The organism is Streptomyces sp. NPDC059787, from assembly GCF_042732315.1.
In the GTDB taxonomy this organism is placed as follows: domain Bacteria; phylum Actinomycetota; class Actinomycetes; order Streptomycetales; family Streptomycetaceae; genus Streptomyces; species Streptomyces atrovirens.
This window is the reverse complement of the sequence record NZ_JBHWHX010000048.1, coordinates 1-14,077: the sequence shown is the minus strand read 5'-3', so window position 1 is coordinate 14,077 and position 14,077 is coordinate 1. Positions and strand designations below refer to the sequence as shown.

Below are 14,077 nucleotides of genomic sequence, written 5' to 3'. Positions count from 1 at the left end.
GGGCGGCGGCCCTGAGTCCATGACAAACGCCACAACGGCGAACGGGCACCCCGCACCCACCCGGCCCCACCCCGTAACCTGAGGCTCGTGGCAGAACCAAGGGACGTAGTCCGCATCCCGGATGCGAAGGTCGCCCTGTCGACGGCCTCCGTCTACCCGGAGTCGACGGCGACGGCCTTCGAGATCGCCGCGCGCCTCGGGTACGACGGCGTCGAGGTCATGGTGTGGACCGACCCGGTCAGCCAGGACATCGAGGCCCTGCGCAGACTCAGCGACTACCACCGCATCCCCGTCCTGGCCGTCCACGCGCCCTGCCTGCTCATCACGCAGCGCGTGTGGTCCACCGACCCCTGGACCAAGCTCCAGCGGGCCCAGGCCGCCGCCGAGAAGCTCGGCGCGGGCACGGTCGTCGTCCATCCCCCCTTCCGCTGGCAGCGGCAGTACGCCCGCGACTTCGTGGAGGGCGTCTGGCGGATGGCCGGCGAGACGGACGTGCGGTTCGCCGTGGAGAACATGTACCCCTGGCGCTACCGCGACCGCGAGATGCTCGCGTACGCCCCCGACTGGGACGTCACCAAAGAGGACTACCGCCACTTCACGATCGACCTCAGCCACGCCTCGACCGCCCGCACCGACGCCCTGCAGATGATCGACCGCATGGGCGACCGCCTCGGCCACGTCCACCTCGCCGACGGCCGGGGCTCCGCCAAGGACGAGCACCTGGTGCCCGGCCGCGGCGACCAGCCCTGCGCCGAGGTGCTGGAGGGCCTCGCGTCGCGCGGCTTCGACGGCCATGTCGTCATCGAGGTCAACACCCGCCGGGCCATGTCGAGCGCGGAGCGCGAGGCCGACCTGGCCGAGGCGCTGGCGTTCACCCGCCGGCACCTGTCCTCCGCCGCCTCCGCGATCGAGGTGCCCCGCCGGTGACCGGCATCGCCCCGGGCGACGGCCCGGGTACTCCCGCGCGGGGCGACGGCACCACCCGGCGCCGCGGCCGTCCTCCCCGTACGGAATCGGCCGGCACCCGGGACCGCATCCTCGACGCGGCCCGCGAGGAGTTCTCCGCGCGGGGATACGAGAAGACGTCCGTCCGGGGCATCGCCAAGTCGGCCGGGGTCGACTCCGCGCTGGTGCACCACTACTTCGGCACCAAGGAGCAGGTGTTCGAGGCCGCCGTGGAGGTCGCCTTCGCGCCGGCGTTCACCGCGCGGGACACGATCCTCGACGGTCCCGTCGAGGAGGCCGGCGAGCGGATGACCCGAATGATCATCGGTCTCTGGGAGAGCCCGGTCTCCCGGGCCCCGCTGCTCGCGATCGTCCGCTCCGCCGTGAACAACGAGATCGCGGCCGGCGTCTTCCGCCGCCTGATCGCCGGCCAGCTGTTGCGCCGGATCGCCGGCCGGCTCGACGTCCCCGACGCGGAGCTGCGCGCCGAGCTCGCCGCCGCGCAGCTGGTCGGCATCGCGATGATCCGGTACGTGATCAAGGTGGAGCCGCTGGCCTCGGCGGACGCCGAGCAGATCATCAGGCGGGTGGCGCCGGTGGTGCAGGGGCACCTCACCGGGCGCTGACGCCCCTCCGGACCGAGACACCCGTCCCGAAATCCGGACACCCCGTCCCGCCCACTGGATGACCGGCGTACGCTCGACGACAGTCATAACTCTCCGAAGGAGCGAGCGACGATGCCCGAGCTGAGGTCCCGCACAGTCACCCACGGCCGCAACATGGCGGGCGCCCGCGCCCTTATGCGCGCCTCCGGTGTACCGGGTGCGGACATCGGCCGCAAGCCGATCATCGCGGTCGCCAACAGCTTCACGGAGTTCGTCCCCGGCCACACCCACCTGGCCCCGGTCGGCCGGATCGTCAGCGAGGCGGTCGTCGCGGCCGGCGGCATCCCGCGCGAGTTCAACACCATCGCCGTCGACGACGGCATCGCGATGGGCCACGGCGGCATGCTGTACTCCCTGCCCTCCCGCGACCTGATCGCGGACAGCGTGGAGTACATGGTGGAGGCGCACCGCGCGGACGCCCTGATCTGCATCTCCAACTGCGACAAGATCACCCCGGGCATGCTCAACGCGGCCCTGCGGCTGAACATCCCCACGGTCTTCGTCTCCGGCGGCCCGATGGAGTCCGGCCGCGCCACGCTGGTCGACGGCACCGTCCGCACACTGGACCTGGTCGACGCGATGTCGGAGGCGGTCAACGAGAAGATCTCCGACGCGGACATCCTCCGCATCGAGGAGAACGCCTGCCCCACCTGCGGCTCCTGTTCCGGCATGTTCACCGCGAACTCGATGAACTGCCTCACCGAGGCGATCGGCCTCTCCCTCCCCGGCAACGGCTCGGTCCTCGCCACCCACACCGCCCGCAAGGCGCTCTACGAGAACGCCGCGCGCACGGTGATGGACCTGACCCGCCGCTACTACGAGCAGGACGACGACTCGGTCCTGCCCCGCAACATCGCCACCCCCGCGGCCTTCGGGAACGCCATGGCGCTCGACATCGCGATGGGCGGCTCCACCAACACGATCCTGCACCTGCTGGCCGCCGCCCAGGAGGCGGAGGTCCCCTACGGCCTCACCGAGATGGACGCCCTCTCGCGCCGCGTCCCCTGCCTGGCCAAGGTCGCGCCCAACGTCGCCAAGGACCGCACGTACTACATGGAGGACGTGCACCGTGCGGGCGGCATCCCCGCCCTCCTCGGCGAACTGCACCGCGCGGGCCTGCTCAACGAGGACGTGCACTCCGTCCACAGTCCCTCCCTCGCGGACTGGCTGAAGACCTGGGACATCCGCGGCGGCTCGCCCTCCCAGGAGGCCGTGGAGCTGTGGCACGCGGCTCCCGGTTGCGTCCGTTCCGCCGAGGCCTTCTCCCAGTCCGAGCGCTGGGACTCCCTCGACGAGGACGCCGAGGGCGGCTGCATCCGCTCCGCCGAGCACGCCTACTCCAAGGACGGCGGTCTGGCCGTCCTGCGCGGCAACCTCGCCGTCGACGGCTGCGTCGTGAAGACGGCCGGCGTCGACGAGTCCATCTGGACCTTCGAGGGCCCGGCGGTCGTCTGCGAGTCGCAGGAGGAGGCCGTCGAGAAGATCCTCACCCAGCAGGTCAAGGAGGGCGACGTCGTCGTCATCCGCTACGAGGGCCCCAAGGGCGGCCCCGGCATGCAGGAGATGCTCTACCCGACGTCGTACCTGAAGGGCCGCGGCCTCGGAAAGGCCTGCGCCCTGATCACCGACGGCCGCTTCTCCGGCGGCACGTCCGGCCTGTCCATCGGCCACGCCTCCCCGGAGGCGGCCTCGGGCGGCACCATCGCCCTGGTCGAGGACGGCGACCGCATCCGCATCGACATCCCGAACCGCTCGATCGAGCTGCTGGTCGACGAGGCGGAACTGACCCGCCGGGAGCAGGCCCTGAACGGCCGGTACGCCCCGAAGAACCGCGACCGCAAGGTCTCCGCGGCTCTGAAGGCGTACGCGGCGATGGCCACCAGCGCGGACAAGGGCGCGGTGCGCGACATCAGCAGGCTCGGCTGACCCACCCCACCCGCACAACGAGCCCGCCGGCCCCCGTACGCCCCGCGCGACGCCCCGGCGGGCTCGCGTATGCACCCGTCCGGCGAACTTCGGTACGTGCTGTACGGGCGTCCGGCGCCCTCCGCCGGCCCCCGTACGCCCCGCGCGACGCCCCGGCGGGCTCACGTATGCACCCGTCCGGCGAACTTCGGTACGTGCTGTACGGGCGTCCGGCGCCCTCCGCCGGCCCTGGGACGACGTCCCGTACGGCCGCCCGCCGGATCCCCTGCACCGAGCCCGCCGGATCCCCTGCGCCCCGCGTGACGAACCGGCGGGTTCGCCGTGTGCCCGTGTCCGCCCGGCAGGCTTCCCGCGCGCTGTACGACCGTCCGGCGGCGGGGCGACGACCCGTACGCCCCCACCGGACCCCGCTCGTACGGCCGGCCCGGCCCGCCCCTACCAGCCTTCCGGATCCCGCCCCGCCACCCCGAACACCGTCCCGTCGGGCGCCCCGGCGTAGACGTGGCCGCCCGCGAGCACGGGCTCGGGCAGCGCGGCGGGGACCCGGTCGGACTCCGCGCCGAGCCGTGGCCGGGTCTGCCCGAGGAGCTTCCCCTCACGGGCGTCGACGCCCAGCAGCCGCCCGTCGGGAGCGGTGACGTACACGTGCCGTCCGTCGGAGACGGGCACCGAACCCCGGCTCACGCCCGTCTCCAGCCGCCACCGCTGCTTCCCCGCCGCCATGTCGACGGCCACCAGCGAACCGCCCGCGCCCATGAGGTACACGGTGTCCCCGTGCACGCCGGCCTCCGCCTGCGCGACCGGCACGGGCAGCGTCACCCGGCGGACGGCCCCGGTGCCGGGCGTGTAGCGGAGCACGGCCTTCGCGTCCCCGTACACGGCGCCACCGGCGACGAGGTACACGGCCCCGTCCGCCGCCCCCACGGGCGTCAGGTCCCCCTCCAGCTCCGCGTCCCACCGCACGTCGCCCGTCGCCGGATCCACCGCGGTGACCCGGGTCCCGTTCCCGTCCCCGGACGGACTCACCGCGTACGCCGACGGCTCACCCGGCTCCTCCGACTCCCCGGCGAACGAGGAGAAGTACGGCACGGCCTGCCCCGGAATCCGGTGGGACCACCTGGTCTCGCCCGAGGCGCCGTCCACGCCCGTGACCGTCCCGTCGGCGGGGGTGAGCAGAAGCGTGTCGCCGACCGCCCGCACTCCCTCGTACTCGGACGGGTCCTCCCGCCACGCCGGCTCGCCCGTGGTGGGGTCGAGCGCCTCCAGGTCACCGGTCCGGTCGAGGGAGGGCTGGACGAGGCCGCCCGACACGACCGGCGGTTCGCTCCGGTCCGTCCCCGCGACGTCGTGCCGCCACAGGGTGCGGCCGTCGGCCGGATCGAGGGCGAAGACCCGGCCGGGCAGCGCACACAGCAGCCTCTCCGCCCCGTACGAGCACTGGGGCATGCCGCCGCGCTCCGCGCCGGGCACCGCCTCCCACGCGCCGAAGCCGCCCGACGCGCTCTGCGCGGCGGTGGTCTTCCGCGCCGGTTCCGCGCCACCGAACACCTGCACCGAGGCAAGCCCGCCGAGTACGGCGAGGCAGAGCACCCCCGCCACCAGAACCGTCCGCCTGCCGAGCCGCCGCGCGGGCCGCGCCCCGGGCGTGTCCGGGGGTTCCGGCACGGCCTCCTCCCGCTCTTCGGGCGTCCGCGGCGCCGGTACGAACACCTGAGTGTCGTACGCCGCCGACACCGACCGCAGCTCCCGCATCAGCTCGTCCGGCGTGGGCCGGTCGTCGGGCTCCTTGGCGAGACACCGCAGCACCAGCGGCGCGAGCGACTCCGGTACGCCGGTCAGGTCGGGTTCGTCGTGCACGACCTGGTAGGCGACGACGTACGGGCTGTCGGAGTCGAACGGACCGCGCCCCGTCGTCGCGTGCACCATGAGCGACCCGAGCGCGAACACGTCGGCCGCGGGACCCACTTCCCGGGGGCGACGGAACTGCTCGGGCGCCATGAACGGCGGCGTACCGATCAACTTCCCCGTCTCGGTGCGCAGTTCGCTGTCTTTCGGCCGGGAGATGCCGAAGTCGATGACCTTCGGCCCGTCCTCGGCGAGCAGCACGTTGCTCGGCTTCAGGTCCCGGTGCACGACCCCGACCCGGTGGATGTCGCGCAGCGCCTCCGCGAGTCCGGCCATCAGCCGGCGCGACTGGTCCGGGTCCATGGGCCCGTTCCGCTTCACCTCCTCGGAGAGTGTCGGACCGGGGATGTACAGGGTGGCCATCCAGGGCCGTCCGCCCTCCGGATCGGCGTCGACGACCGGCGCGGTGAAAGCCCCGCTCACCCGCCGCGCGGCGGCCACCTCCTGCCGGAACCGCCCTCTGAACTCGGGGTCCATGGCATACCGGGCGTGTACGACCTTCACCGCGACCCGCATCCCGGAGGTGCTCCGGGCCAGATGTACGACGCCCATGCCGCCCGAGCCCAGACAGGACTCCAGACGGTAGTGACCGGCGTACTCCGGAAGTTCCGCTTCCGCGCCCGCTCCGGCGTTCCGCTGCGGCGCCATGGAACCACCCCCGTGCTGTTCGTTCGCGCGCGCGACGCTCGGAGCCTAGTCGATGGTGCGTGCGGGGCCGAGGCGGCTTGCCCACCTCCGTGTGCGAGTTGCGAACCGGTGTTTCATGGCTTGTTCCAGGGGTATCAACGTGGCCCCACGGCAGTCGTGGGGTGCAACGGGGGAGGTTTTCTCATGTCTGTCGACCAGACGCAGGACATCGCGGGCGGGGACCAGGAGGCGACGGCGACGGTGGAGACGATGGCGGCCACGGCCGCGGCCTCCTACCCGGTCGCTCCGGGCTACCGGCTGAACGTCCGCAGCGGCCCCGGCACCGGCTACTCCGTCGTCCGGGTCCTGTCCGAGGGCGCCGAGGTCCGGATCAACTGCCAGACACCGGGCACGCGGGTGTCGGGCCCGTACGGCACCTCGAACATCTGGGACAACATCGGCAGCGGCCAGTACGTCTCCGACACGTACGTCCGCACCGGCAGCGACGGGTACGTCGCCGCCCGCTGCTAGGGGGTGCCGGTGGGGCGGGGGCTTCCGCGGTCGCGCGGGGGAGGGGTCACAATCGATCCGTGAGCGCAGCAGAGAACGACACGAACGGCAACCCGGACACCTCCGCGGGCCCCCGCCCCGAACCCCTCCGGTTCTACGGCACGACCTGGGTGAACCACGACAACGGCTACGCCGCCCGCCGGGCCGGCCTGGCCGTCGGCTCCCTCGTCGCGGCGGTCGCCGCCTGCCTCGTGCTCCGCATCGCCTACGACGGGCTCCGGATCGCCGACATCGGCAGCTTCGTCTCCCTCCTCATGGTCGTGATGTTCGCGGTCTGCAGCGCCCTGGCCTTCCGGCACACCTGGTCCGCCTTCACCACCCGTCCCGACCCCGACCGCCAGGCCTCCCTGCGCGGCCTGCTGGCCATCGGCTTCGTCGGCTCGCTCCTCGCCTACTTCTTCCGCACCTTCACCGAGGCCCCGGGCGAGAAGCTCCACCGCGCCGAGTACGACAAGGCCCGAGCGGACTACGAGAAGCGCACCACCCGCCGCTCGGGCAACCCGTCGAAGCGCCGCCACTAGGAACCGCCCGACGACCCGGCCGCATGGCGCAACCCGGTGACTTCCGGGTGGATACCGCGCCCCCGAGAATTACCGCCTCCCGGGAGCCTTCCCGATCCCAAGACGCTCGCGGCCCCGGGAGCCCGGCGGCGCTTCCGGACGGACCGGATCCGGCGGATCCCCGCGAGCCCCGGGCGGACTCCGCGAGCCCCGGGAGCCCGGTGGCTCACCGGGCGGCCCCGGCCCGCCCCGACAACCGCGCCCTCGGAAAAAGGCCTGGTAGCCGCCCGTACCCCCGAAAACCACCTGTGCGCCGAAGCCGCCCGGCCACCATGGCCGTATGACGACACCCAGGGCCGACCACCTCACCCGAGCCCACTCCTTCAACGCGGCCGCCGCCCAGTACGCCGCCAACCGCCCCTCCTACCCGCCCGCCCTCTTCGACACGGTCGAGGAGCTGACCGGCCGTCCCCTCGCCGGCTCCCGGGTCGTGGACGTCGGTGCCGGTACGGGCATGGCGACCGCGCATCTGCACGCGCGCGGCGCCGACGTGATCGCCGTCGAGCCCGGTGACGGCATGGCGGCCGAGTTCCGTCGTACCCTCCCCGACGTGCCGGTCGTCCGGGGCAGCGGCAACGCCCTCCCCCTCGCCGGCCACCACGCCGACCTCCTCACCTACGTCCAGGCCTGGCACTGGACCGACCCCGCCCGCGCCGTCCCGGAGGCGGTACGGGTCCTGCGGCCGGGCGGGGCACTCGCCCTGTGGTGGAACACCGACGCGCTCGACGTGCCCTGGATCGCCGAAGAAGCCGAACGCACCGCACGTCACTTCGGCGTGAACCTCGCCGCCGAGCGGCGCAACACCAACGCCCGAGCCGCCGACCCCGCCGGTCTCCTGCACTTCACCCGCCGGGAGATCCGCTGGAGCCGCCGCGTTTCGATCGACACCCACCTGGCCAACCTCGCCAGCCACTCGGTCCTCCTCGTCGACGGCGACCGCGCAGCCGCCTTCCTCGCCGAGGAGCGCGAGCACCTCACCGCCGCCTTCCCCGACGGCACCGTCGAGGAGACCTACGACGTCGTCCTCCTCCTCGCCACCACACCCCCGACCCCAACGGCTTGACGCCTCCCGACCCCGGGAGGAGTATTCATCACATGATGAATTACTCCTCCCGCCCACCGGAGGAACCGGCCGTCCACGCCCAGGACCTCACCGTCGTCCGAGGCCCCCGCACCGTCCTGCGCGGCCTCGACTTCACCGTCCCGCGCGGTCAGATCACCGGCCTCCTCGGCCCCTCCGGCTGCGGCAAGTCGACCCTGATGCGGGCCGTCGTCGGCACCCAGGCCAAGGTCACCGGCACCCTGGACGTCCTCGGCAGCCCCGCCGGCCACCCCACCCTGCGCACCCGCATCGGCTACGTCACCCAGGCCCCGTCCGTCTACGACGACCTGACCGTCCGCCAGAACCTCGACTACTTCGCCGCGATCCTCGACCCCGGCCGAGCGGCCGTCGACCGCCGCCACGAGAACGTCACCCGCGCGATCGCCGACGTCGACCTCACCACCCACGCCGACACCCTCGCCGGCAACCTCTCCGGCGGCCAGCGCAGCCGTGTCTCCCTCGCCGTGGCCCTCCTCGGCACCCCCGAACTCCTGGTCCTCGACGAACCCACCGTCGGCCTCGACCCCGTCCTCCGCCGAGACCTGTGGCAGCTCTTCCACACCCTCGCCACCGAACGCGGCGCCACCCTCCTGATCTCCTCCCACGTCATGGACGAGGCCGAGCGCTGCCACCGCCTCCTGCTCATGCGCGCGGGCGGGATCCTCGCCGACGACACCCCCGACGCCCTGCGCACCCGCACCGGCTCCGACACCGTCGAGGCGGCCTTCCTCCACCTGGTCGACGAGGCGATCGCGGCAGGCCGTACCAAGGAGACGACCCGATGAGCACGACCACTCCCGCCCCGACGCGCGCCCTCAACGCCTCCCGCACCACCGCCACCGCCGCCCGGGTCCTGCGCCAGCTCCGCCACGACCCGCGCACCATCGCGCTGATGGTCCTCATCCCCTGCGTGATGCTGTTCCTGCTCCGCTACGTCTACGACGGCAGCGCGCACGTCTTCGACAACATCGGCGCGTCACTCCTCGGGATCTTCCCGCTGATCACGATGTTCCTGGTCACCTCGATCGCCACCCTGCGCGAACGCACCTCCGGCACCCTCGAACGCCTCCTCGCCATGCCGCTGGGCAAGGGCGACCTGATCGCCGGCTACGCCCTCGCCTTCGGCACCCTCGCGATCGTCCAGTCCGCCCTCGCCACGGGCCTCGCCGTCTGGTTCCTCGGCCTCGACGTCACCGGCAGCCCCTGGCTGCTCCTGCTGATCGCCCTGCTCGACGCGCTCCTCGGCACGGCCCTCGGCCTCTTCGTCTCGGCCTTCGCGGCCTCCGAATTCCAGGCGGTCCAGTTCATGCCGGCGGTGATCTTCCCCCAGCTCCTCCTCTGCGGCCTCTTCACCCCGCGCGAGAACATGCACCCGGCCCTGGAGGCCGTCTCCGACGTCCTCCCCATGTCCTACGCGGTCGACGGCATGAACGAGGTCCTGAAGCACACCGACATGACCGCGACCTTCGTCCGCGACACCGCGATCGTCGCCGGCTGCGCCCTGCTGGTCCTGACCCTGGGCGCGGCGACCTTGAAACGCCGGACGGCATAAGTCAGCCCGTCCGGCGTTTGAGGACAAGGCCCGTTCAGGGCCGAAGGGGGTCTGGGGGCGAAGCCCCCCCCGGAACGGGAAGGGAAGGGGCGGCGGGGGCGAAAACCCTGGACAGCCACCCACCACCAACGTCCCGCCCACCGGACGCCCCACCCCCACCCGCCCCCGGGATGCGAGGATGCCCACAGGACGACGCACCCCCGGAGGGCACCCCCAGCCATGACCCAGAAAGTCGCAGTCCTCGGCACAGGCAAGATCGGCGAAGCCCTGCTCAGCGGAATGATCCGCGCAGGCTGGGCCCCCACCGACCTCCTCGTCACCGCCCGCCGCCAGGAACGAGCCGACGAACTCCGCACCCGCTACGGAGTCACCCCGGTCTCCAACCAGGAAGCCGCCAAGACCGCCGACACCCTGATCCTCACGGTCAAACCGCAGGACATGGGCACCCTCCTCGACGAACTCGCCCCCCACGTCCCCGCCGACCGCCTGATCATCAGCGGTGCCGCCGGCATCCCCACCGCCTTCTTCGAGGACCGCCTCGCCACCGGCACCCCGGTCGTCCGCGTCATGACCAACACCCCCGCCCTCGTCGACGAGGCCATGTCGGTCATCTCCGCCGGAAGCCACGCCACCGCCGGCCACCTCGCCCACGCCGAGGAGATCTTCGGCGCCGTCGGCAAGACCCTCCGCGTCCCCGAGTCCCAGCAGGACGCCTGCACCGCCCTCTCCGGCTCCGGCCCGGCGTACTTCTTCTACCTGGTCGAAGCCATGACCGACGCCGGCATCCTGCTCGGCCTGCCCCGCGACAAGGCCCACGACCTGATCGTCCAGTCCGCTATCGGCGCCGCGACGATGCTCCGCGACAGCGGCGAACACCCGGTGAAGCTCCGTGAGAACGTGACCTCCCCCGCCGGCACCACCATCAACGCCATCCGCGAACTCGAGAACCACGGCGTACGAGCCGCCCTCATCGCCGCCCTCGAAGCCGCCCGCGACCGCAGCCGCGAACTCGCGAGCGGCACCAAGGACTGACGACCGGCCTGAGCCCCCGCACGGGGGCTCACTTCGCCGCGGTCAGGACGTCCTCCGTCGTCACCACCGTCGCGAACCCGCCCCCGTGCAGCGACACCGCCGACGCACGCGCCAGCTCGTCCGCGCTCTGCCGCCAGCCGAAGGGCCCCTCCAGGCCGAAGGTGTACGTCGCGTCGAACGCGACCACGACCTCGTACCCGAGGTTCCCGCCCATCCGCGCCGTCGTCTCGACGCACATGTTCGTCTGGATCCCGGCCAGCACGACCTGCGAGATCCCCGCCTCCCGGAGCCAGGCGCCCAGGTCCGGCGTCCCGAGGAACGCCGAGTTCACACTCTTGGTGACCAGCAGCTCGGCCCCGCTTCCCTTCCCGCGCCGCCGCTCCACGTACTCCTTGAACCCGTTGCCCTCGTACCCGGTACGCAACGGCGACCCGGGCTTGACCGAGTCGTGCCGCACGAAGACGACCGGCCGACCGGTTGACTGCCATACGTCGATGAGGGCGGCGATGTTGTCGTCCGCGGCCGGATTGTTCCGCATCCCCCAGAAGCCGACCTCCTCGAAGCCCTTCTGCACGTCCACGACCACCAGTGCTGCGTTCTGCGCGATGTCCATGCCCACGATCGTGCCGCCCGGCGGCACCGGCTCCCAGAGGTCCGAAAGTCAGCGATCGATGGTTTACTGCCACCCATGGCAGCCCCCTACCGCGTGGCCCTGGTCGCCTTCCCCGGCATCCGGGCCTTCGACGTCTCCGTCATCACCGAGGTCTGGGGCCCCGACCGCACCGACCGCGGCGCCCCCGCCTTCGACCTGCACCGCGCCGCCACCGACACCACCCCCGTCCCCATGCGCGGCGGCCTCACCCTCCTCCCCGACCGCCCCCTCACCTGGCTGACCGACACCGACCTGATCGTCGTCCCCGGCCTCGACGACCACCTCACCCCCGCACCACCTCCGGTCCTCGACGCCCTCCGTCACGCCCACGCCCGCGGCACCACCATCGCCGCCCTCTGCGGCGGCGCCTTCACCCTGGCCCAGGCCGGACTCCTCGACGGCCGCCGCGCCATCACCCACTGGAACCTGATCGACCTCTTCCGCGCACACCACCCCCACGTCACCGTCGTCCCCGACGCCCTGTTCATCGAGGACGGCAACATCTGGACCGCGGCCGGCACCGCCGCCGGCATCGACCTCTGCCTCCATCTCATCCGCCTCGCCCACGGAGCCGAGGCCGCCGCCACCATCGCCCGCTCCATGGTCACGGCCCCCTTCCGCACCGGCACCCAGGCACAGTTCATCGAGCACCCCACCCCGCGCGCCGACCGTGACGCCGACGCCCTCGCCGCCGTACGCGAGCACGCCCTGCGCCACCTCCACGAACCGCTCACGGTCGCCGACCTGGCCGCCCACGCCGGAATGTCCCCGCGCACCTTCGCCCGCCACTTCACCGCGGCCACCGGCACCACCCCACTGCGCTGGCTCCTCGACCAGCGCATCGCGGCGGCCCAGCGCCTCCTCGAACGCACCGACCTCCCCATGCCCGAGGTCGCCCGCCGGGCAGGCTTCGGCAGCGAGGTCACCATGCGCCAGCACTTCGCATCGCGCCTCGCCACCAGCCCCCGCGCCTACCGAGCCGCGTTCAGCACGGGCGCCCCGGTATCCGAGCCCGCCGGCAACAAGCCGATCGCCCGATAAGCGGCATCAACGGTCGGCCGAGCCATACCCCGCGCCCGCTCCGCACCATCCCGCAGCACCTCCTCCACATAGCCGGGATCCGCGCACAACTCCTTGTGCCTCTCCCGCACCGGCCTCAAGACCTCGACCACCGCCTCCGCGGCGTCCCTCTTCACATCCCCGTACGACTCATATACACCGGCCAACTCCTCCGGGTTCCCACCCGAACACGCAGCGAGGATCTCCAGCAGATTCGCCACCCCCGGCCGGGTCTCCCTGTCGTACACGACGTCCCGCCCGCTGTCGGTCACCGCCCGCATGACCTTCTTCCGCGCCACGTCTGGCTCGTCCAGCAGATAGACGATCCCCGGCCCCGTGTCGTCGCTCTTGCCCATCTTCGACATGGGGTCCTGCAGATTCATCACCCGCGCCGCCACCGACGGATTCGTCGCCCGCGGCACCACGAACGTGTGCCCGTAGCGCTGGTTGAACCGCACCGCGAGATCCCGCGCCAGCTCCACGTGCTGCGTCTGGTCGTCCCCGACCGGCACCTCGTCCGTCCCGTACGCCAGGATGTCGGCCGCCATCAGCACCGGATACGTCAGCAGCGACAGTCGCACGCTCCCACCCCGCCGCTGCTCCCGCGCGGCCTTCTCCTTGTACTGGATCATCCGCCGCATCTCGCCGTCCGTGGCCACGCACTCCAGCAGATACGACAGCCGCGCGTGCTCGTCCACATGGCTCTGCACGAACACCGTGCACAGCGCCGGGTCCAGCCCGGACGCCAGCAGCAACGTCGCCGCCTGTCGGCTCAGCCTGCGCACCCGCGCGGGATCGTGGTGCACGGTCAGCGCGTGCAGATCGACGACGCAGAACAGCGCGTCCGCCCGGTGCTGGTCGACCGCGGCCCACTGCCGCATGGCTCCCAGGTAGTTTCCCAGCGTCAGATGCCCGGTCGGCTTGATCCCGCTGAAGACCCGTGTCATCTCTTCTCTTCTCCATCTCCGGTCCGAGGCCGCCGTCCCTGGCCGGCCGCCCCTCGGAGTCCTGGAGGGAGAAACAGAAACGGCCGCCGAGGCGGCGGCCGTTGAGTGCGCACGTAGGGGGCGGCCGCCGTCAGGCGGCCCACCAGAACTGGCTGTACGTACGCGTCGTCATACGGACCAGAGTACGCCCGGAGGGCGGGACGAGGCAGTGAGTTGACACGCCCCGGCCGGATCCGTACTGTTCTCCGAGTTGTCCGACGTGAGCGCCGACTCCGGTCGGTCCCCGGACAGCCATTCCGCAAGTACCACTCCTGATCGACGTCAGCAGTCTGTCTGCCGACGCTTCATTGACGTGCGTATTCGCGAAATGAGGAATCCGCACCCGAAAGGGAGCAGGACCCCGATTAGGTCGGGGGCCGGGAATCCGCTAAAGTCTCACTCGTCGGAACGGCCCAACGGCCGGGAAGACAGCCCGCTCTGACCGGGAATCAGGCCCGAAAGGATCTGATAGAGTCGGAACCGCCGGAAAGGGAAA

At 72.1% G+C, this 14,077-nt stretch carries 13 protein-coding genes; 10 read left to right on the top strand and 3 right to left on the bottom strand.

Features of this window, described 5'->3' with window-relative positions; translation table 11 throughout:
- The first annotated feature begins 87 nt into the window (after positions 1–87).
- The 3 genes from ACFV5H_RS31525 (at position 88) to ilvD (ending at position 3,536) form a co-directional block, all read left to right on the top strand.
- Entirely contained in the window at positions 88–927 is an 840-nt protein-coding gene (locus ACFV5H_RS31525) for a sugar phosphate isomerase/epimerase (protein ID WP_073936773.1), read from the top strand.
- On the top strand, positions 924–1,571 hold the full coding sequence (locus ACFV5H_RS31520; protein ID WP_385057850.1) for a TetR family transcriptional regulator: 648 nt from the start codon (positions 924–926) through the stop codon (positions 1,569–1,571). Before ACFV5H_RS31525 ends, ACFV5H_RS31520 begins: the two co-directional genes overlap by 4 nt.
- 111 nt (positions 1,572–1,682) lie before the next feature.
- Positions 1,683–3,536 carry a dihydroxy-acid dehydratase gene (gene ilvD, locus ACFV5H_RS31515; protein WP_385057849.1) on the top strand — a complete coding sequence of 618 codons (1,854 nt, stop codon included), beginning with the start codon at positions 1,683–1,685 and terminating at the stop codon, positions 3,534–3,536.
- 435 nt (positions 3,537–3,971) lie between these two features.
- On the opposite strand, the gene ACFV5H_RS31510 is transcribed toward ilvD, so the two are convergent.
- Positions 3,972–6,089, bottom strand: a complete 2,118-nt coding sequence (locus ACFV5H_RS31510; protein ID WP_385198344.1) for a serine/threonine-protein kinase — start codon at positions 6,087–6,089, stop codon at positions 3,972–3,974.
- 183 nt (positions 6,090–6,272) lie between these two features.
- Here ACFV5H_RS31510 and ACFV5H_RS31505 point away from each other — a divergent pair, with 183 nt between their 5' ends.
- From ACFV5H_RS31505 to proC, 6 genes are all read left to right on the top strand, one after another.
- Positions 6,273–6,599 carry an SH3 domain-containing protein gene (locus ACFV5H_RS31505; RefSeq protein ID WP_385198342.1) on the top strand — a complete coding sequence of 109 codons (327 nt, stop codon included), beginning with the start codon at positions 6,273–6,275 and terminating at the stop codon, positions 6,597–6,599.
- A gap of 59 nt (positions 6,600–6,658) precedes the next feature.
- Complete coding sequence (locus tag ACFV5H_RS31500; protein WP_385198341.1) at positions 6,659–7,159, top strand: EamA/RhaT family transporter; 501 nt, start codon at positions 6,659–6,661, stop codon at positions 7,157–7,159.
- A 319-nt stretch (positions 7,160–7,478) separates the two neighbouring features.
- Positions 7,479–8,261 (top strand): class I SAM-dependent methyltransferase, encoded by a 783-nt coding sequence (locus ACFV5H_RS31495; protein WP_385198340.1) that lies wholly within the window; start codon positions 7,479–7,481, stop codon positions 8,259–8,261.
- A gap of 32 nt (positions 8,262–8,293) precedes the next feature.
- The gene (locus ACFV5H_RS31490) at positions 8,294–9,085 is read left to right on the top strand and encodes an ABC transporter ATP-binding protein (RefSeq protein ID WP_385058864.1); all 792 of its coding nucleotides are present in this window, start codon (positions 8,294–8,296) and stop codon (positions 9,083–9,085) included.
- Positions 9,082–9,852, top strand: coding sequence for an ABC transporter permease (locus ACFV5H_RS31485; RefSeq protein WP_385058866.1), 771 nt, complete (start codon positions 9,082–9,084; stop codon positions 9,850–9,852). The genes ACFV5H_RS31490 and ACFV5H_RS31485 overlap by 4 nt, the downstream gene beginning before the upstream one ends.
- A gap of 219 nt (positions 9,853–10,071) precedes the next feature.
- A complete protein-coding gene (proC, locus tag ACFV5H_RS31480; protein ID WP_073936784.1) occupies positions 10,072–10,884 on the top strand; it encodes a pyrroline-5-carboxylate reductase in 813 nt (270 codons plus the stop codon).
- A gap of 28 nt (positions 10,885–10,912) precedes the next feature.
- On the opposite strand, the gene ACFV5H_RS31475 is transcribed toward proC, so the two are convergent.
- On the bottom strand, positions 10,913–11,497 hold the full coding sequence (locus ACFV5H_RS31475; protein WP_385198338.1) for a cysteine hydrolase family protein: 585 nt from the start codon (positions 11,495–11,497) through the stop codon (positions 10,913–10,915).
- A gap of 75 nt (positions 11,498–11,572) precedes the next feature.
- Between ACFV5H_RS31475 and ACFV5H_RS31470 the strand changes: the two genes are divergently transcribed.
- Positions 11,573–12,577, top strand: a complete 1,005-nt coding sequence (locus ACFV5H_RS31470; RefSeq protein WP_385198336.1) for a GlxA family transcriptional regulator — start codon at positions 11,573–11,575, stop codon at positions 12,575–12,577.
- Here ACFV5H_RS31470 and trpS read toward each other — a convergent pair.
- Complete coding sequence (trpS, locus tag ACFV5H_RS31465; protein WP_385198335.1) at positions 12,508–13,542, bottom strand: tryptophan--tRNA ligase; 1,035 nt, start codon at positions 13,540–13,542, stop codon at positions 12,508–12,510. The two genes, ACFV5H_RS31470 and trpS, sit on opposite strands and share 70 nt — an antisense overlap.
- Positions 13,543–14,077: the final 535 nt, after the last annotated feature.